The organism is Mycetohabitans endofungorum (assembly GCF_037477895.1).
Classification (GTDB): Bacteria; Pseudomonadota; Gammaproteobacteria; order Burkholderiales; family Burkholderiaceae; genus Mycetohabitans.
In genome coordinates, this window is record NZ_CP132744.1 from 2,625,084 (window position 1) to 2,644,830 (window position 19,747).

14 protein-coding genes, 2 tRNA genes, 2 rRNA genes and 1 pseudogene are annotated in these 19,747 nt (G+C 59.4%); 11 read left to right on the forward strand and 8 right to left on the reverse strand.

From position 1 onward, the window contains the following. Nucleotides 1-20 precede the first annotated feature (20 nt). The 4 genes from RA167_RS11605 to RA167_RS11620 all read right to left on the reverse strand — a co-directional run bounded on the left by RA167_RS11605 (nucleotide 21) and on the right by RA167_RS11620 (nucleotide 4,973). Nucleotides 21-2,905, reverse strand: a 23S ribosomal RNA gene (locus tag RA167_RS11605). 261 nt (nucleotides 2,906-3,166) lie between these two features. Further along, nucleotides 3,167-3,242: transfer RNA gene (locus RA167_RS11610), tRNA-Ala, on the reverse strand. A 53-nt stretch (nucleotides 3,243-3,295) separates the two neighbouring features. Further along, nucleotides 3,296-3,372: transfer RNA gene (locus tag RA167_RS11615), tRNA-Ile, on the reverse strand. Nucleotides 3,373-3,440: 68 nt separating this feature from the next. After that, nucleotides 3,441-4,973: ribosomal RNA gene (locus tag RA167_RS11620) — 16S ribosomal RNA — on the reverse strand. The 16S and 23S rRNA genes sit together here with 2 tRNA genes alongside, the layout of an rRNA operon. A gap of 610 nt (nucleotides 4,974-5,583) precedes the next feature. On the opposite strand from RA167_RS11620, the gene paaA reads away from it, so the two are divergent. The 8 genes from paaA to RA167_RS11660 all read left to right on the forward strand — a co-directional run bounded on the left by paaA (nucleotide 5,584) and on the right by RA167_RS11660 (nucleotide 11,949). Continuing rightward, nucleotides 5,584-6,582 (forward strand): 1,2-phenylacetyl-CoA epoxidase subunit PaaA, encoded by a 999-nt coding sequence (gene paaA, locus RA167_RS11625; RefSeq protein WP_076785658.1) that lies wholly within the window; start codon nucleotides 5,584-5,586, stop codon nucleotides 6,580-6,582. 31 nt (nucleotides 6,583-6,613) lie between these two features. Beyond that, nucleotides 6,614-6,898: a 1,2-phenylacetyl-CoA epoxidase subunit PaaB gene (gene paaB, locus RA167_RS11630; RefSeq protein ID WP_076785659.1), complete on the forward strand. Its 285-nt coding sequence runs from the start codon at nucleotides 6,614-6,616 to the stop codon at nucleotides 6,896-6,898. Between the two features lie 20 nt (nucleotides 6,899-6,918). Beyond that, nucleotides 6,919-7,719 (forward strand): 1,2-phenylacetyl-CoA epoxidase subunit PaaC, encoded by an 801-nt coding sequence (gene paaC, locus RA167_RS11635; RefSeq protein WP_076785660.1) that lies wholly within the window; start codon nucleotides 6,919-6,921, stop codon nucleotides 7,717-7,719. 68 nt (nucleotides 7,720-7,787) lie between these two features. Then, complete coding sequence (gene paaD / locus RA167_RS11640) at nucleotides 7,788-8,333, forward strand: 1,2-phenylacetyl-CoA epoxidase subunit PaaD (protein WP_076785661.1); 546 nt, start codon at nucleotides 7,788-7,790, stop codon at nucleotides 8,331-8,333. 1 nt (nucleotide 8,334) lies between these two features. Beyond that, nucleotides 8,335-9,423 carry a 1,2-phenylacetyl-CoA epoxidase subunit PaaE gene (paaE, locus tag RA167_RS11645; RefSeq protein ID WP_076785662.1) on the forward strand — a complete coding sequence of 363 codons (1,089 nt, stop codon included), beginning with the start codon at nucleotides 8,335-8,337 and terminating at the stop codon, nucleotides 9,421-9,423. A 169-nt stretch (nucleotides 9,424-9,592) separates the two neighbouring features. Next, a complete protein-coding gene (locus RA167_RS11650) occupies nucleotides 9,593-10,384 on the forward strand; it encodes a DUF1835 domain-containing protein (RefSeq protein ID WP_076785663.1) in 792 nt (263 codons plus the stop codon). Between the two features lie 53 nt (nucleotides 10,385-10,437). Then, nucleotides 10,438-11,064 (forward strand): TetR/AcrR family transcriptional regulator, encoded by a 627-nt coding sequence (locus tag RA167_RS11655; RefSeq protein ID WP_076785664.1) that lies wholly within the window; start codon nucleotides 10,438-10,440, stop codon nucleotides 11,062-11,064. Nucleotides 11,065-11,283: 219 nt separating this feature from the next. After that, a complete protein-coding gene (locus RA167_RS11660) occupies nucleotides 11,284-11,949 on the forward strand; it encodes a GNAT family N-acetyltransferase (RefSeq protein WP_083705996.1) in 666 nt (221 codons plus the stop codon). A gap of 46 nt (nucleotides 11,950-11,995) precedes the next feature. Here the strand turns inward: RA167_RS11660 and RA167_RS11665 are convergent. Together RA167_RS11665 and RA167_RS11670 are read right to left on the reverse strand one after the other, a co-directional pair. After that, nucleotides 11,996-12,254, reverse strand: a pseudogene (locus RA167_RS11665) (Lrp/AsnC ligand binding domain-containing protein); the annotation flags it as partial. A gap of 397 nt (nucleotides 12,255-12,651) precedes the next feature. Beyond that, nucleotides 12,652-14,922: an NADP-dependent malic enzyme gene (locus RA167_RS11670; protein WP_076785666.1), complete on the reverse strand. Its 2,271-nt coding sequence runs from the start codon at nucleotides 14,920-14,922 to the stop codon at nucleotides 12,652-12,654. Between the two features lie 220 nt (nucleotides 14,923-15,142). Between RA167_RS11670 and RA167_RS11675 the strand changes: the two genes are divergently transcribed. The 3 genes from RA167_RS11675 to argC all read left to right on the forward strand — a co-directional run bounded on the left by RA167_RS11675 (nucleotide 15,143) and on the right by argC (nucleotide 17,753). Further along, nucleotides 15,143-15,829, forward strand: a complete 687-nt coding sequence (locus tag RA167_RS11675) for an orotate phosphoribosyltransferase (RefSeq protein ID WP_076785667.1) — start codon at nucleotides 15,143-15,145, stop codon at nucleotides 15,827-15,829. Nucleotides 15,830-16,142: 313 nt separating this feature from the next. Continuing rightward, complete coding sequence (locus tag RA167_RS11680) at nucleotides 16,143-16,715, forward strand: YbhB/YbcL family Raf kinase inhibitor-like protein (protein ID WP_083703744.1); 573 nt, start codon at nucleotides 16,143-16,145, stop codon at nucleotides 16,713-16,715. A 90-nt stretch (nucleotides 16,716-16,805) separates the two neighbouring features. Next, on the forward strand, nucleotides 16,806-17,753 hold the full coding sequence (gene argC / locus RA167_RS11685; RefSeq protein ID WP_076785668.1) for an N-acetyl-gamma-glutamyl-phosphate reductase: 948 nt from the start codon (nucleotides 16,806-16,808) through the stop codon (nucleotides 17,751-17,753). A 478-nt stretch (nucleotides 17,754-18,231) separates the two neighbouring features. Here argC and RA167_RS11690 read toward each other — a convergent pair whose 3' ends face one another. After that, a complete protein-coding gene (locus RA167_RS11690; protein WP_076785670.1) occupies nucleotides 18,232-18,879 on the reverse strand; it encodes a LysE family translocator in 648 nt (215 codons plus the stop codon). Nucleotides 18,880-19,059: 180 nt separating this feature from the next. Then, nucleotides 19,060-19,713, reverse strand: a complete 654-nt coding sequence (locus RA167_RS11695; protein ID WP_076785671.1) for a peroxiredoxin — start codon at nucleotides 19,711-19,713, stop codon at nucleotides 19,060-19,062. Between the last annotated feature and the right edge of the window lie 34 nt (nucleotides 19,714-19,747).

Genomic DNA, 19,747 nt, shown 5'->3' on the forward strand with positions numbered 1-19,747 from the left:
CGGTAAAACGGACCAGTTATAGGATCAAGCCTTACGGGCCATTAGTATCGGTTAGCTGAGCGCATTACTGCGCGTACACACCCGACCTATCAACGTCCTGGTCTTGAACGACCCTTCAAGGGGATCGCGTCCCCGGGGAAGTCTCATCTTGAGGCGAGTTTCCCGCTTAGATGCTTTCAGCGGTTATCTCTTCCGAACATAGCTACCCGGCGATGCCACTGGCGTGACAACCGGTACACCAGAGGTTCGTCCACTCCGGTCCTCTCGTACTAGGAGCAGGCCCCCTCAAACTTCCAACGCCCACGGCAGATAGGGACCAAACTGTCTCACGACGTTTTAAACCCAGCTCACGTACCTCTTTAAATGGCGAACAGCCATACCCTTGGGACCGGCTACAGCCCCAGGATGAGATGAGCCGACATCGAGGTGCCAAACACCGCCGTCGATATGAACTCTTGGGCGGTATCAGCCTGTTATCCCCAGAGTACCTTTTATCCGTTGAGCGATGGCCCTTCCATACAGAACCACCGGATCACTATGACCTGCTTTCGCACCTGCTCGACTTGTCGGTCTCGCAGTTAAGCACGCTTATGCCATTGCACTATCAGCACGATTTCCGACCGTACCTAGCGTACCTTCGTACTCCTCCGTTACGCTTTGGGAGGAGACCGCCCCAGTCAAACTGCCTACCATGCACGGTCCCCGTGCCCGATTCAGGGCACTAGGTTAGAACCTCAAACAAACCAGGGTGGTATTTCAAGGACGGCTCCACGCAAACTAGCGTTCGCGCTTCTAAGCCTCCCACCTATCCTACACAGATCGGTTCAAAGTCCAATGCAAAGCTACAGTAAAGGTTCATGGGGTCTTTCCGTCTAGCCGCGGGTAGATTGCATCATCACAAACACTTCAACTTCGCTGAGTCTCGGGAGGAGACAGTGTGGCCATCGTTACGCCATTCGTGCAGGTCGGAACTTACCCGACAAGGAATTTCGCTACCTTAGGACCGTTATAGTTACGGCCGCCGTTTACCGGGACTTCAATCAAGGGCTTGCACCCCATCATTTAATCTTCCGGCACCGGGCAGGCGTCACACCCTATACGTCCACTTTCGTGTTTGCAGAGTGCTGTGTTTTTATTAAACAGTCGCAGCCACCAGTTTATTGCAACCCCTTCACCCTTCTGGCGCGAGCCAGTCAAGCTAGCAGGGCGTACCTTATCCCGAAGTTACGGTACCAATTTGCCGAGTTCCTTCTCCCGAGTTCTCTCAAGCGCCTTAGAATACTCATCTCGCCCACCTGTGTCGGTTTGCGGTACGGTCTCGTTAGACTGAAGCTTAGAGGCTTTTCTTGGGACCCCTTCCGATTGCTTCGCAGCTTAAACGCCGCTCGCCCCACACCCTTGAATTACGCGCCCGGATTTGCCAAAGCGCCTTCTCCAATGCAGGGACCGGGATTTCCGACACCCGGACAACCTTCCGCGATCCGTCCCCCCATCGCATCTAACGACGGTGCAGGAATATTAACCTGCTTCCCATCAGCTACGCATTTCTGCCTCGCCTTAGGGGCCGACTCACCCTACGCCGATGAACGTTGCGTAGGAAACCTTGGGCTTACGGCGAGGGGGCCTTTCACCCCCTTTATCGCTACTCATGTCAGCATTCGCACTTCCGATACCTCCAGCACACTTCTCAATGCACCTTCGCAGGCTTACGGAACGCTCTCCTACCATGCGCACTTAGCGTGCGCATCCGCAGCTTCGGTAACTGGCTTAGCCCCGTTACATCTTCCGCGCAGGACGACTCGATCAGTGAGCTATTACGCTTTCTTTAAAGGGTGGCTGCTTCTAAGCCAACCTCCTGACTGTTTTCGCCTTCCCACTTCGTTTCCCACTTAGCCAATTTTAGGGACCTTAGCTGGCGGTCTGGGTTGTTTCCCTCTTGACGTCGGACGTTAGCACCCGGCGTCTGTCTCCCGTGATTGCACTCTTCGGTATTCGGAGTTTGCTATGGCGAGGTAATCCGCAATGGACCCCCCAACCATGACAGTGCTCTACCCCCGAAGGTGAGACACGAGGCACTACCTAAATAGTTTTCGGAGAGAACCAGCTATTTCCAAGTTTGTTTAGCCTTTCACCCCTATCCACAGCTCATCCCCTAACTTTTCAACGTTAGTGGGTTCGGTCCTCCAGTACGTGTTACCGCACCTTCAACCTGGCCATGGATAGATCACTTGGTTTCGGGTCTACGCCCAGCAACTGTTCGCCCTATTCGGACTCGCTTTCGCTACGCCTGCCCTATCCGGTTAAGCTCGCTACTGAACGTAAGTCGCTGACCCATTATACAAAAGGTACGCCGTCACCCCTTGCGAGGCTCCGACTGTTTGTATGCATGCGGTTTCAGGATCTATTTCACTCCCCTCCCGGGGTTCTTTTCGCCTTTCCCTCACGGTACTGGTTCACTATCGGTCGATCACGAGTATTTAGCCTTGGAGGATGGTCCCCCCATCTTCAGACAGGATTTCACGTGTCCCGCCCTACTTGTCGTACCCCTAGTTCCACATCTGAGTTTTCGCCTACAGGGCTATCACCTGCTACGGCCGCCCTTTCCAGAGCGTTCGGCTAACTCAGAGGCTAAATGGTACAGGCTGATCCCATTTCGCTCGCCACTACTTTGGGAATCTCGGTTGATTTCTCTTCCTGCGGCTACTTAGATGTTTCAGTTCGCCGCGTTCGCTTCACGTGACCTATGGATTCAGTCACGGATGACCCATACGGGCCGGGTTGCCCCATTCGGACATCTGCGGATCAAAGCTCGTTTGCCAGCTCCCCGCAGCTTTTCGCAGGCTACCGCGTCCTTCTTCGCCTGTGATCGCCAAGGCATCCACCACATGCACTTGTTCGCTTGACCCTATAACAAGTCCGTCTTGCAACGCACCGGCTATAGGTTGAGTTTTCGCGTTGTGCCGTATCTTCCAAGCGTCTTTTCAGATCACTCAAAACAATACTTTCAATCACTACCCGTCTATCTTCTGCGCCCATCTCAAGACGCGTCCAATAGACATTACTGCTTCTTTTTCCAGATTGTTAAAGAACGTCACAGCCATACTGCACTGCTTGACCCACGGGTCAATCGCCAACACTCCGTTTGGGAGCGCTCGCGATTGAGCAGTGGTGGAGGCAGACGGGATCGAACCGACGACCCCCTGCTTGCAAAGCAGGTGCTCTCCCAGCTGAGCTATGCCCCCCTTGGGTTCGGGCCGCGCTGCGCGCAGCGCTCGTGGCGCACACCAGACTCGCGTGGTGGGTCTGGTTGGATTCGAACCAACGACCCCCGCCTTATCAAGACGGTGCTCTAACCGACTGAGCTACAGACCCTTCGTCTGTCCCTGTGACTTTCACAGCCGATAAGCGTGAGTACTTGAAGCGCAGACTTCTTGCTCCAGAAAGGAGGTGATCCAGCCGCACCTTCCGATACGGCTACCTTGTTACGACTTCACCCCAGTCATGAATCCTACCGTGGTGACCGTCCTCCTTGCGGTTAGACTAGCCACTTCTGGTAAAACCCACTCCCATGGTGTGACGGGCGGTGTGTACAAGACCCGGGAACGTATTCACCGCGACATGCTGATCCGCGATTACTAGCGATTCCAGCTTCATGCAGTCGAGTTGCAGACTGCAATCCGGACTACGATCGGTTTTTTGGGATTAGCTCCCCCTCGCGGGTTGGCAACCCTCTGTTCCGACCATTGTATGACGTGTGAAGCCCTACCCATAAGGGCCATGAGGACTTGACGTCATCCCCACCTTCCTCCGGTTTGTCACCGGCAGTCTCCCTAGAGTGCTCTTGCGTAGCAACTAAGGACAAGGGTTGCGCTCGTTGCGGGACTTAACCCAACATCTCACGACACGAGCTGACGACAGCCATGCAGCACCTGTGCGCCGGTTCTCTTTCGAGCACCCCCACCTCTCAGCAGGGTTCCGACCATGTCAAGGGTAGGTAAGGTTTTTCGCGTTGCATCGAATTAATCCACATCATCCACCGCTTGTGCGGGTCCCCGTCAATTCCTTTGAGTTTTAATCTTGCGACCGTACTCCCCAGGCGGTCAACTTCACGCGTTAGCTACGTTACTAAGGAAATGAATCCCCAACAACTAGTTGACATCGTTTAGGGCGTGGACTACCAGGGTATCTAATCCTGTTTGCTCCCCACGCTTTCGTGCATGAGCGTCAGTATTGGCCCAGGAGGCTGCCTTCGCCATCGGTATTCCTCCACATCTCTACGCATTTCACTGCTACACGTGGAATTCTACCTCCCTCTGCCATACTCTAGCCTGCCAGTCACCAATGCAGTTCCCAGGTTGAGCCCGGGGATTTCACATCGGTCTTAGCAAACCGCCTGCGCACGCTTTACGCCCAGTAATTCCGATTAACGCTCGCACCCTACGTATTACCGCGGCTGCTGGCACGTAGTTAGCCGGTGCTTATTCTTCCGGTACCGTCATCCAACCTAGTTATTCGCCAGGCCGTTTTCTTTCCGGACAAAAGTGCTTTACAACCCGAAGGCCTTCTTCACACACGCGGCATTGCTGGATCAGGGTTGCCCCCATTGTCCAAAATTCCCCACTGCTGCCTCCCGTAGGAGTCTGGGCCGTGTCTCAGTCCCAGTGTGGCTGGTCGTCCTCTCAGACCAGCTACAGATCGTCGCCTTGGTAGGCCTTTACCCTACCAACTAGCTAATCTGCCATCGGCCGCCCCTTGAGCGCGAGGCCCTTACGGGTCCCCCGCTTTCCTCCTCAGAGCGTATGCGGTATTAATCCGGCTTTCGCCGGGCTATCCCCCACTCTAGGACACGTTCCGATGTCTTACTCACCCGTTCGCCACTCGCCGCCAGGCCGAAGCCCGCGCTGCCGTCCGACTTGCATGTGTAAGGCATGCCGCCAGCGTTCAATCTGAGCCAGGATCAAACTCTTCAGTTCAAACCTGTTACTTGTTCGGGCCACAAAGGACCCTGTCGCTCAACTCAAAACGTTGACAGGTTTCGATTCTCTCAAAACCTACCTTCATTTCGTATGAGACTTAATGATTCTTTCGCATCGCCCCACCCGGCTTTTACCACCCGGGCGCAGCACGCCTGCACCATCAAGTACCCACACTTATCGGCTGTTACTTGTTAAAGAGCATCGCAACCGTTTCGCCTCAACCTAGCCGGCCTCGGCCCCCGCATCGCGTCGCTGCATCAGCAGCAGAGAAACGAGATTATGAACACAATCTTGCGAAGCGTCAACAACTTTTTTTACCACTCCGGTGCGATGCTGATCGCCTCACACCCCGTTGCCCACCCCGCCCGCTGCGTTTGCTCCTTCAGCGGCCCCGCTACTGCCTGCAGCGAGGGTGCGAATCATAGGCCAATAGCACGCTCACCACAAGAGCTAGCAAATATTTTTTTCAGCGCAAGCCTTGCCGCCAACTCGGCCGGCCACCGGCATGACGCGCCGCCTAACCGGCAGCGGGTTCACAGGATAAAAAGCTATTAACCGACCGGTCGGTAGGTTTATACTGCGTAGAGAATCCTGATGGAGACTCCCCATGTATACGCAATCGCTCGACCTACCGGGCAACACCGCGCTGGCCGACAGCCCCGTTGCCAGCATAGATCAGCAGCGTTTTGACGCGCGCATCGCCGCGGACGACAAGGTCGAGCCGCAGGACTGGATGCCCGATGCCTATCGCAAGACGTTAGTGCGGCAAATCTCACAGCACGCGCACTCCGAAATCGTCGGCATGCTGCCCGAAGGCAACTGGATCAGTCGTGCGCCGAGCTTGAAACGCAAGGCGATCCTGTTAGCTAAGGTGCAGGACGAGGGCGGGCATGGGCTGTACCTGTACAGCGCCGCGGAAACGCTGGGCGTGTCGCGCGATCAGATGCTCGATGCGCTGCACAGCGGCCGTGCAAAGTATTCGAGCATTTTTAACTATCCCACGCCGAGTTGGGCCGACGTCGGCGTGATCGGGTGGCTAGTCGATGGCGCTGCGATCATGAACCAGATCCCGCTGTGCCGCTGCACGTATGGCCCTTATGCGCGCGCGATGATCCGCATCTGCAAGGAAGAGTCGTTCCACCAACGCCAAGGCTTCGATGCGTTGCTGGTCATGATGCAGGGTACCGCAGCACAGCGCGAGATGGTGCAACAGGCCGTGAACCGCTGGTGGTGGCCAGTGCTCATGATGTTCGGTCCGAGCGACAAAGACTCGGTGCACAGCAACCAGTCCGCCAAATGGGGTATCAAGCGCATATCGAACGACGACCTTCGGCAAAAATTTGTCGATGCGACCGTCGAGCAGGCCAAGGTCCTCGGCGTCACGCTGCCCGATCCGGATTTGAAGTGGAATGAGGCGCGCGGCCACTACGACTACGGCACAGTGGACTGGGAAGAATTTTGGCGCGTGGTCAACGGCGACGGCCCCTGCAACCGCGAGCGGCTGGCCACGCGTGTGAAGGCGCATGAGGACGGCGCCTGGGTACGCGAGGCGGCGCTAGCGTACGAGGCCAAGCAGGCTCGGCGCAACAAACAGAAAGCGGCGTAGTGGTGCGCCAGCAAGGATCGAGGAGGAACCCATGAGCAAAGAATGGCCGATTTGGGAAGTATTTGTACGCAGCAAACAGGGGCTGGACCACAAACATTGTGGCAGCCTGCATGCGGCGGACGCACAAATGGCGCTGCGCATGGCGCGTGACGTCTATACGCGCCGGCAAGAAGGTGTGAGCATCTGGGTCGTACCAGCCGCGGCGATTACCGCATCGGCGCCCGAAGAAAAGTCCGAACTGTTCGATCCGGCCGGCGACAAGATATACCGCCATCCGACCTTCTACCAGTTACCGGACAAAGTCAACCACATGTAAAGTCAGGACGGACCACGCCCATGCCAACGCAACACCATCTGGCGTATGTGCTGCGCCTCGCGGACAACGCCTTGATTCTCGGCCAGCGCAATGCTGAATGGACCGGGCATGGCCCGGTCCTCGAAGAGGACATCGCGCTGGCCAATATCAGCCTGGACTTGATCGGCCAGGCCCGGCTGCTCTATACGCACGCCGGCTCACTGGAGGCCGCGCTCACTGGTCAAGCGCGCGATGAAGACGACTACGCGTTCTTCCGTGAGGAGCGCGAATTCCGCAATTACACGATGCTCGAGCTGCCGCACGCCGGCCCGTATGGCGGCACTGTACGCCCCGACCGGGACTATGCGGTAACGATCGTGCGCCATTTTCTGTATTCAACGCTGATGCTGCTCGTCTGGAATGCGCTGCTGCACTCAAGCGATGCCGAGTTGGCCGCGATCGCCGCCAAATCGCTCAAGGAAACGCGATACCACGTGCACCACGCGCGCGACTGGCTGGTACGGCTTGGCGACGGCACAGACGAATCACATCGCCGCACACAGGCCGCAGTCGACTTCCTGATGCCGTACACGAGCGAGTTCTTCTCCGGCGACGAACTCGAGCAGTCCATCGCGGCACAGGGCATCGGCCCGCGGAACGCGACGCTGCAGCCAGACTGGTCGGCGCATGTCCGGGCGGCGCTCAACGAAGCCACGCTTGCGTGGCCGACCATGGGTCAATATGTGACGACAGGCAAGCTGGGCGAGCACTCCGAGCACATGGGCTATCTGCTGGCGGAAATGCAGAGTCTGGCCCGCCAGCATCCCGGCGCCCGCTGGTAGGACGGTGCGGGCCACTCTCGGCCCCATTCCGGCATTCGCACCGGCTTCCGAATTCGACAGAGAAACGCATGCCAGACAGTTCGACCGACACTTCACCCGTTGCCCGCGCGTGGGCGGCGCTGGACGCGGTACCCGACCCGGAAATCCCGGTCGTGTCGATCCGCGAACTCGGCATTCTTCGCGACGTGCGACAGGCACCAGACGGCGTCATTGAAGCGGTGATCACGCCAACCTACTCGGGTTGTCCGGCAATGGCGCAGATCGCCGAGGACATCGGCGCGGCGCTGGATGGCGTGGGGCTCGCGCCGCACCGTGTCATCAGCGTGCTCGCGCCTGCATGGACCACCGACTGGATCACCGAGGGCGCGCGCGAAAAGCTGCGCCGCTACGGGATCGCACCGCCGTCACGGACTTGCGCGACGCAGGGAACGCAAGCGCAGCAGCCGGTCAGGATCGTGTCGCGCGACGAACGCGAGCAAGCGCAACAGCCCGCCTGCCCGCACTGCGGCTCGCCGAACACCGAGCGGCTGTCGCAGTTCGGCTCGACCGCGTGTAAGGCGCTATACCGCTGTATTACCTGCCGTGAACCTTTCGATTACTTCAAACCATATTAATATGGCCACTGTGCAATTTCATCCGCTGCGCATCCGCGAAGTGCGCGCCGAAACGCCGGACGCAGTCTCGGTCGCTTTCGAGGTTCCTGTCGAACTGCGCGATGCGTACCGGTTCACGCAAGGGCAGTTCGTCACGCTCAAGGCCCATATCAACGGTGAGGAAACGCGCCGCTCGTATTCGATCTGCGTCGGCGTCACCGACTACGAGCGGGACGGCGAATTGCGCATCGGCATCAAACGGGTGCGCGGCGGCCGCTTCTCGAACTTTGCGTTCGACACACTGCAACCGGGACACACAATCGATGTGATGACGCCCGATGGTCGCTTTTTCACACACTTAAATGCCGATCACGACAAACAGTATCTCGCGTTCGCGGGAGGCTCGGGCATCACACCGGTGTTGGCCATTATCAAGACGACCTTGGATGTCGAGCCGCGCAGCACTTTTACGCTGATCTACGGCAATCGCAGCGTCGACGCAATCATGTTCGCCGAGGAATTGGAAGACCTGAAAAACCGGTACATGAACCGGCTGATCCTGTATCACGTGCTGTCGGACGATGTGCAGGATGTCGAGCTGTTCAATGGCGTGCTGGACCGGGCCAAGTGCGACGCCTTCCTGCAATCGCTGGTGCCGGCCGAATCGATCGACGAAGCCTTCATCTGCGGACCAGCGCCGATGATGGATGCCGCCGAGGACGCATTGAAAGCCGCCGGGGTGCCGCAACAGCGCATCCATGTGGAGCGCTTTGGCACGCCGCTGCCGCAAGCCGGCGTACCACCGGTCGAAATAACCGAACACACTCCTGCGGCGGACCTGGAAATCATGCTCGACGGCAAGCGCCGCAAGCTGCGCCTGCCCTATGAAGGCGTGAGCTTGCTCGATGTTGGATTGCGCGCGGGGCTCGCGCTGCCGTACGCGTGCAAGGGCGGCGTGTGCTGCACGTGCCGCGCCAAGGTGATCGAGGGAGAAGTCCGGATGGAGAAGAACTACACGCTCGAGCCCCAAGAAGTGGATGCCGGCTTTGTCCTCACCTGCCAATGCCACCCGGTCAGCGAACGCGTGGTAGTCAGCTACGACGAACGCTGAGCCGGCACTGCGCTGTCGGCCGTTCTCATTCGCTGCGTCGCCGGCCACGATCCGGAACGATCGCTTACACTAGCGCCTGTTCACATATAGCCTGGCTCGCGCAGCGCACTGGCGGCATGCCGGGAACCGCGCAGCGCGGGCCCGCTTACCGCGTAAGCGGGCGACTTCTATGACAACAATCCATATTACCAACGGGGATGTGGCGGCCGCCTCGCTTCGTGCAGCGCTGGCCAGTACACAACGCAACGAGGAGGTCCTTGCGTTGCGTGACAATCTTGCATTTGGCCCGATCCGCGCTGTCGACAGCGACGTGCATGAACGCGCGGCGTTCTGGCAGCAAGTCCTCGACGAACGGGACCGGGATGTCGTGTCCGAACTGAACGAGCAGAACGCCACGTTGGAACGTCTCGTCGGATCAGCAGCGACGAATATCGTCGTCTGGCACGCGCAAAGCGCGTCGGACCAACTGATGCTGCGTCGGGTTGCATGGTATCTGCGCACCCAACCGCAACGGCTCAATGAAGTGGCCCTTGGCACACGCGAGTTGCCACGCGAGACCGCGCCGCGTGCCGACGGCGCGAGCACAATCGGCATGTTCGGCGCCGACGCGCTGGCCGCGCGCATCCGGAAGGCCGCGCCGATTTCGGTGTTGCGCATCGGGCGGCTTGCGCTGGAGTGGCAGGACGTGCGGCGGCTCAATGGCGACGTGCGATGCTGGCGCGAGAACCGCTTCGTGACCGGCACCTATGCGCCGATCGACGACGCATGGTTACAGCATACCGATGATCGATGGCAAATGGCGACCAACGTTGCCGCCCAGGTCATGAAGGTCGACTTCGGTGTCTGCGTGACCGATGCGATCGCGTTGTGGCGGTGCAGGGAACTGGTCACGGCCGGCCGCCTCGCGCTCAGCGGCGAGGCGCGTCAACAGTGGCGTGATGTGCAAGTGCGGCGGCCGTAGGCCGGCGACGTGTATGTCACGCTAACCGGACAGATCCTCAACCGAATTGCCCCATGGCCCGCACCCGAGCTCCTGATCACGAAAGCCAGCGCGAGCAGATCTTGAATCTGGCCGCCGAGAAATTCGCGCAGACCAGCTACCCGAGCACGTCGATGGCGGAACTGGCCGCGGCCAGCGGCACGTCGAAAGCGCGCCTGTACCATTATTACGAGAGCAAGGAGGCCATTTTGTTCGATTTGCTGGACCGGTACACGAAGCGACTAATGCTGATCATCGCCGAGGTCGAGGGCGCCAGTCAGCGACGGGAACTGAACGAGCAGCAAACCTTCGCGGAGTTAATCCGCGCTTTCCTCGCTGAGTACGAAACGTCGCACACGCGACATGTCGCGTTGCTCAACGACGTCAAGTATCTGGTGCAAACGCAGCGCGAAATCATCCTGGACCGGCAACGCGACATCGTTGCCGCGTTTGCACGCCAGCTGGCTCGCGCCTATCCGCGGCGCGTGACCAAGTCCAACCAAATGGCGCTCACCATGATGGTGTTCGGCATGATCAACTGGACCTTCACGTGGCTCAAGCCGAGCGGCACGATGACCTACGCGAACTTCGCAAACGAGGTCGTCGCCGTGCTCGAACGCGGACTGGTCGCGCCGCCGGACGTTGCAGCAATCGTGCCCTAGCTGTGACAATCCGCCCCGCGTTGGGGCTCAATAGCACCCACAACGCCTGTCATAAGGCGTTTTTACGCTACTTGATGGCGGTTTTAGAACATCCATTCCAATCCAACTCAGGGTTTTCCCGGAGAAATTTAGGGTTTTCCTGTAAAATGCATATTGCAGTGCATCAGAAACTGATGCGAGCTGGGCAGGCGGTAAGCCCGCCGCCCGCAGGAGAACCCGATGAAAGCGTTGAACTCGGCCCCTGGTCCGATAACGGTGCATGATTTGCGCCGCGCCTCGCCAAAAGCGGCGCTCGTGCGTGAATTGTCGCCACGCGATTGCGTACGGCTGCACACACACTTCCTGTCGCTGAGCGATGACGACCGGCTGCTGCGGTTTGGGCAACGGGTTCCCGACCATCTGATCGAACACTACGTCGAGGGTATCGACTTTTCCCGCGATACGGTGTTCGGCGTCTTCGACGACAACCTCGAGTTGGTTGGTGTCGGTCATCTTGCCTATCTGCCTGACAACGGCGACAAGCGTACCGCGGAGTTCGGCGTGTCGGTGCTTGAGTGCGCCCGTGGCCGCGGCATCGGCACGCAACTGTTTGAGCGCGCCGCGATGCGTGGCCGGAATACCCGCGTGACGACGCTGTATATGCATTGCCTGTCGCGCAATTTGACGATGATGCACATCGCGAGGAAGGCTGGCATGAAAATCGAATACGCGCACGGGGAAGCCGACGCATACCTGACGCTGCCGCCAGCAGACCCATCCAGCATCATGGCCGAACTGCTGCAAGAACAGGCTGCGATGTTCGACTACGCGATGAAGCGCCAGGCGCGGCGCGCGTCCCAGCTATTCGATATTTTCCGCATGGTGCCTGCCGGGCTGGCCGCTTGATACCCTCACGCCTCACTGATGGTGTGAGGCTGGACGCGTCAAACCATCGCTGCAGATAGTCCATGTCGCCGGTCATCGCATAGCACGCTACGACCTCTGGCCACGATCCGACCGCGGCACGGAAGGCTGCCGTCGGCGTCGCAGCGCTTAGCCGGCGCGGCGCACACCCTCAGTGGGTGCGTCCGCGCGCGGATCATCGTCCGTCCCGCCTCCCAATCCGCCCCACTTTTCCAGCCGCACATTCACTTACGCCAACAAGCCAGCCCCACTGCGCCGGGACCGAGCAACGCAACGTATCCGCGTATCCCCCTCACGCCTCCAGCCAACACTGTCGCTGGCCTGTTGCCAGGCAGGAGCGCGTCCTACCGCTGCGCATGTGGGGGATTGACCCAAGTGCGAATATTTTGGGCAACGACAAAAATAACGCACTGAGTCCACGTGTCCACAAGACACCACGACTCTTTTGAAGCTTTGGTGATCTCAAGCTCTAATCGGAGGAAGGCAAACCGGAGCTGTGGACCGCCATGAAATGCGTGACCGAGTCGTCGAGTCCTCCGCCTCCGTCGATGTGGATCCTGAACGCGTGCGCAGCCGGCCAGCGAACTCAATATCCGCTGGCCTGATCCGCCGCTGATTCAAGAGGCGCGCGTCGCTGGCTACGGCAGCCGGCAGGGACAACCGACTGCAACGATGAGGCGCCGCTCAGCCAACGCGTGCGTTGGCCGATGCCACCGCAGTCATGTTGATGATGCGGCGCACGGTGGACGCCGGCGTCAGAATGTGCACAGCCTTTGCTACACCGAGCAAGAATGGCCCGACCGTTACGCCCTCCCCGCCAATCATCTTCAGCAGGTTGTACGTAATGTTGGCCGCCTCGACGTTCGGCATAATCAGTAGATTCGCCTCTCCGCTGAGCGTGGTGCCGGGCATCGCCTGCTTGCGGATTACTTCGGACAGCGCCGCATCGCCGTGCATTTCGCCGTCGACCTCTAAGTGCGCGGCACGCTCGGCAATCAACGCACGAGCCTGCGCCATACGCTGCGAGGAAGCCGTCGGCACGCTGCCGAAATTTGAGTTCGACAATAATGCGATCTTCGGCACGATGCCGAATTTCTCGACCTCGCGCGCCGCCAGGATCGCCATGTCGGCAAGCTGCTCCGCGCTCGGCACTTCGTTCACGTAGGTATCGCAAATGAACAAGTTACGGCCAGGCAACATCAGCAGGTTCATCGCCGCATAGTGCTGCGCGTCGCTGGCGCGGCCCAGCACCTGATCAATGTACTTTAGATGGCTATGGAACGATTCGATCAAGCCGCACACCATGCCGTCGGCGTCGCCGAGCCGCACCAGCATGGCGCCGATCAATGTGTTCGACTTGCGCATCGCGGCCTTGGCCACTTCGGGCGTCACGCCCGCGCGCGCGCCAAGCTCGTGGTAGTCCTGCCAGCACCGATGGTAACGCGGATCGTCTTCCGGATCGACGACCTCGAAGTCGTGGCCGGCGCGCAGCTTCGAACCCATCTTCTTCAACCGCATCTCGACCACGGCCGGACGTCCGACGATGATCGGCTTGGCGATGCGCTCAGTCAACACGAATTGTGCGGCGCGCAGCACGCGCTCGTCCTCGCCCTCGGCGAACACGATCCGTGCGTTGGACGCCTTGGCTGCGGCAAATACGGGTCGCATTACCATGCCGGTGCGGTACACCGTCGTGGCAAGCTGCTCCCGATAGGCTTCCATGTCGGTGATCGGACGCGTCGCGACGCGTGAATCCATCGCCGCCTGCGCGACAGCTGGCGCGATCTTGATGATCAGTCGCGGATCGAACGGCTTCGGGATCAGATACTCAGGGCCGAATTCGAGCGTGTGGCCCTCGTACGCCTTAGCCACCTCGTCGCCCTGGTCACTTTCCTCGGCCAGCTCCGCGATCGCGCGCACGCAGGCGAGCTTCATCTCTTCGGTGATCGTGGTCGCCCCCACGTCGAGCGCGCCGCGGAAGATGAACGGGAAACACAGGACGTTATTGACCTGATTCGGATAGTCGGAGCGGCCTGTGGCGATAATGCAATCAGGCCTGACCTTCTTGGCCTCCTCCGGCCGGATCTCCGGCTCCGGATTGGCCAGCGCCAGAATCAACGGCTTGCTGGCCATCTCCCTGACCATGTCCGGCTTCAGCACGCCAGCGCTCGAGCAACCGAGGAACACATCGGCACCTTTGATCGCGTCAGCTAGGGTGCGCGCATCGGTGTGCGCGGCATAGCGTTGCTTGGACGGATCGAGATGGCCGCGTCCCTCATAGATCACGCCCTTGGAGTCGGCCACGAGAATATTGTCCTTGCTCAGACCGAGCTTGACCAGCAGGTCCAGGCACGCAATCGCCGCCGCGCCCGCGCCCGAGGCGACCAACTTCACCTCGGCGATGTTCTTGCCGACGACCTTCAGGCCGTTCAGAATCGCCGCCGACGCAATGATCGCCGTGCCATGCTGATCGTCGTGGAACACCGGGATCTTCATCCGCTCGCGCAGCTTCTGCTCGATGTAGAAACACTCCGGCGCCTTGATATCCTCCAGATTGATGCCGCCCAGGGTCGGTTCGAGCATCGCGATCGCTTCGACTAGCTTGTCCGGATCAGATTCCGCAAGCTCGATGTCGAACACGTCGATACCGGCGAATTTCTTGAACAAGCAACCCTTGCCCTCCATCACCGGCTTGGCGGCCAACGGCCCGATGTTGCCAAGCCCCAATACCGCCGTGCCGTTCGTGACGACGCCCACTAAATTGCCGCGCGACGTGTACTTCTGCGCGTCGAGCGGCTCGGCATGGATCGCCTCGCACGCGGCCGCAACGCCTGGAGAGTAAGCGAGCGACAAGTCGAATTGGTTAGACAGCGGCTTGGTCGGAGTGACCGAGATCTTGCCGGGCTTTGGATTCTGGTGATAGGCCAGAGCGCTTTGCTTCAGTTGTTCGTCCATGGTGCGACGTGTAGATAGATGGAAATTGGATATGGCGGGGGCGATAAGTGTACACCCCATGAACTGCTGTCCGATTACACAGGTACGGAAGATCAATCCGCGGCGCGTACCGTGACCCCAGGCGCGGTCAGCCAGCATGGTGTCCGACTGAGCTATAATAACGGGCTACGCGCGTCGCGCAGTCCCGCCCGACCCATCCCCGATTCCAAGGATTTTCCCGATGATAGGCATCGATCGTCAAACGATCTCCGACACCACCGCCAGGATTCTGCTCGAGGTCCAGGCCGTCCACTTCAACGCCGAAAAGCCGTATATCTTCACGTCCGGATGGGCGAGCCCGGTCTATATTGATTGCCGGAAGTTGATTTCTTACCCCCGCGTACGCAGCGCGCTGATGGACATGGCCGAATCGACGATTTATGCCGGTGTCGGTTTCGAGCAGATCGACTCGGTGGCGGGTGGCGAAACTGCCGGCATCCCGTTCGCCGCCTGGATTGCCGACCGCATGGGCCTGCCGATGCAATATGTTCGCAAAAAGCCAAAGGGTTTTGGCCGTAATGCGCAGATCGAGGGGTTTCTGCAAGAAGGTTCGCGGGTGCTGCTGGTCGAGGACCTGACGACCGACAGCCGCAGCAAGATCAACTTCATCAATGCGTTGCGCACCGCCGGCGCGAGCGTCGAACACTGCTTCGTGCTGTTCCACTACCACATCTTCAAGGAAAGCGTGTCAGTGCTCAAGGAGGTCGGCGTCGATCTGCACGCGCTGGCGACCTGGTGGGACGTGTTGCGCGTGGCCAAGGACAACGGGTACTTCGACGCGAAAACGCTAGACGAAGTCGAAAAATTCCTGCACGCACCCGCTCAATGGTCGGCCGCGCATGGCGGCGCGACGGCCGCGCCGCAATAGCGGAACCCATCGAGGTCGATGCCAGATGCGACAAAGCCGCCCTAACGGGCGGCTTTGTCGCATCTGGAAGGCCCTCAGCCGTGGTCGCCGGCGCCGCAGCTACCTTGCAAGCGGATCCGGATGATAGACTGCCTGTGTGTTTACCGGCGCTGCCCGGTCCCGCTCCGGCCGACCGGCACCGAACGCGCTGTGCCTGACTGTTCGTTATAACAACGTTGCGTCAAGGACAGGAGGTTTCCGGCCCATGCGCCCGCGTCGCCAGCAGTCTCGAGCATCTCGCCGTTTGCCTGTTCGCGTGTGGCAGACCTTGCCCATGGCCGGGTGGCTGCTGATCGCACAACCTCTCGCCCAGGCGGATAATGCACCCGCCAACACCATGCCGACGTCGGCGGGCAGCGTGAACCGCCCGTTCGAATTGTACAGCGCGGCGTTGCACCCCAACCAGGACGTGCCGCACGCGCAAGTCTACAACAAGGGCGGCTGCAACGGATTCAACCATTCCCCGGACCTGTCGTGGCGTAACGCGCCGCCCGGCACCCGGGGCTTTGCGGTGACGGTCTTTGATCCCGATGCACCGGGTCGCGGCTGGTGGCACTGGGCCATCGCTGGCATTCCAGCTAACGTCCATCGATTGCCGGCCAATGCCAGTGGATCGGGCTTTTTGAAGTCGATCGGCGCCATCGAGGCCCGCAACGACTTTGGCGATGACGGCTATGGCGGCCCATGTCCACCGGCCGGCAGAGTGCATCGCTATATCGTCACCGTGTGGGCGCTGCGCACTCAGGACCTGCGGCTGGCCAGCGGGCGTCCTGCCGCGATGTTCGAACACGAAATCTCGGTGGCCGCCCTCGCCGCCGCGCGGATCATCGTGACCTATACCCGATAACGGCATTTTTTTCGTAACCGCCACGAATCTATCCCGCCCTGGGCCTTAAAATACCTATTTAACGGTATCGGAGCATAAGGCGGGCGCGCAATGACAACCAAAGTTTTTGTCGACGGGCAGGACGGCACGACGGGGCTGAAAATCAATGAATACCTCGCGCAGCGGCGCGACATTGAGGTATTGCGTATTGACGAGGCGAAGCGAAAGGATTCTGACGAGCGGCGCCGGCTGATCAACGCCTCCGACGTCACGTTTCTGTGCCTCCCGGATACCGCATCGCGCGAGTCCGTGTCGCTAGTTGACAACGACCGCGTGGTAATCATCGACACTAGCACCGCGTTCCGCACACAACCGGACTGGGCGTACGGGTTGCCCGAGCTGAACTACGCGCAGCGAGAAAAAATCCGCGCGAGCAAGCGCATTGCGGTGCCCGGATGCCATGCGTCGGCGTTCGTGCTGGCCATGCACCCGCTGGTCGATGCCGGTATCGTGCCGGCCAGCTTCGTCGCGACAGCCTATTCGATCACCGGATACAGTGGTGGCGGCAAAAAATTGATCGCGGCCTACGAGGGCAACCCGACTCCCGCATTATCGAGTCCGCGCCCCTACGCGCTTGGGCTGGTGCATAAACACCTGCCGGAAATGACGATCCATTCCGGGCTGACGGTAATGCCGGCGTTTACACCGATCGTCGGCGCGTTCTACAAAGGGCTCGCGGTTACGACCTATCTTCCCGCGACGCAATTGGCACGCCGGGTGACACCAGCCGACGTTCATGCCGTGCTGGCCGACCACTATGCCGGCGAAGTGTTTGTTCGGGTCATGCCGCTGGGTGCGCCGGAGAACTTGGACGATGGCTTTTTCGATGTGCAAGCCAATAATGACACCAATCGCGTCGACTTGTTCGTCTTCGGTAACGAAGAGCGCATCATGACGATCGCACGGCTCGACAATCTCGGCAAGGGCGCATCCGGCGCAGCCGTGCAGTGCATGAACCTCGCCATCGACGCAGACGAACGGATCGGATTAACGGCCTGACGTTGCAGGCAGCGGTGACGCATTTTCTACTGAAAACGACGTCATCGCTGATTGTGAAAGCTACCGATAGCATCAAACTGGCTGTGACGGACGGAGAACTCAAGACCTCCCTAGTCCTGACTTACCTGACACTGACGTATAAATCAATTCTGACGCGCGACGTGCGTCGAATCACCGCAGCGGCTTTCGCTGTCGCCATGATGCACGGTGAAAAAAAGCCCGCCGTTCGGCGGGCTGAATCCATATCAGAGGAGACATGGAGGAGACGGCTTCACTATAACAAGTTATTTGGTGCATTGCAACATACTTCTGCCCATACCGGGTCTTCCTACGCAGTGTTGCAACGATACAACTTTCCTACGTCGTGCCGATCCGTCTTTTTTAAGCGCCGACGCGTTCACGACGTCTCGCGCATTGCCGATTTCCGGCACCCGGTGCGCGCATTCCAATACTTATACTTCGCATACTAAGCCGGCACTTAATGCCGCACCAGCGCCATCAGCGCGCCAAAGCCGACGAATGCGCTGCCGGTGAGCCGATTGAACGTCTTCGCCATGCTACGGCTGCGAAGGTGTGCTCCGATCCGCGAGCCGCATCCGGCATAGACCACGTACCAACCAACCTCGATAAGCGCAAACGTTGGCACCAGCACACTGAACTGCGGCCACGTCGGCGCAGCGGCATTAATGAACTGCGGCAGCAATGCGGCAGCGAAAAGTATGGCCTTCGGATTACTCGCGCCCACCAGAAAGCCTGTGCGAAACATCGCAAAGCGCGTGACACGATGCGCCGCATCACGCTCGACCGGTCGCGTATCGGCCGCACCGTGCGGCGCCGACTCCACCGGCGCACGCCACGCCTTGATGCCCAGGTACACCAGGTAAGCAGCGCCGGCCACGCGTAATACGTTGAACATTGCTGGCCAAGCTTGCAGGAATACCCCCAGTCCGGCGGCCGAAACGGACAACATCAGCATCAGCGCCGATAGGCAACCGGCCATCGCCCAACTGCTTCGGCGCAAGCCGTACCGCGCGCCGCAGGACATCATCAACAGCATGTTCGGGCCTGGAATGGCCGATACAACGAACACGGTTGCAACGAAAAGCCACCACGTATGGAGCGTCACAGCGTTCTTTTATCAGGGTCAAATAATACGAGAGCAAAAAAAAGCCCGCCAATGCAGCGGGCTGAATCCATATCGGAGGAGACATGGAGGAGACGGATTTAAGTATAAACCCTAGCTCTTCAAAAACGCAACCCCCTGTACACATCCGCAACGGTCCGGATGAGAGGTCGCTCACCTAGGTTACTTCGGCTGCGCGACAGTGCGCAGGTACGGCTTAAGCCTCTTAAAGCCTTCGGGATACTTTTTCTTCGCTTCTTCGTCGGAGACCGACGTCGGGATGATCACGTCGTCGCCTGGCTTCCAGTTCGCCGGCGTCGCCACGGAATGCTTCGCGTTCAGTTGCAACGCATCGAGCAGGCGCAGGATTTCGTCAAAGTTGCGCCCCGCGCTCATCGGATAGGTGAGCGTGGCCTTGATTTTCTTGTCCGGACCAACGATGAACACCGCGCGTACGGTCGCATTGTCATTCGCGTTGCGCGGCCCAGCACTCGCATTGGGATGAATCATGTCGTATAACTTCGCGACGTTCAAATTTTCATCACCGATCAACGGATAGTTGATCGGATAGCCTTGTGTCTCGGCGATGTCCCCCACCCAACGCTTGTGGTCGCTGACCGGATCGATCGACAGGCCGATCACCTTCGTGTTGCGCTTGTCAAATTCGGGTTTCAGCCGCGCGACGTAGCCCAGCTCGGTCGTGCACACTGGTGTGAAATCCTTCGGATGCGAAAACAGAATCGCCCAATGGTCGCCGATCCATTCGTGGAAACGAATCTGACCTTCCGTGGTATCGGCGGTGAAATCGGGTGCTTCGTCGCCTATGCGAATCGACATATCAGGCCTCCATTGACATGATGAGGGCGCACGG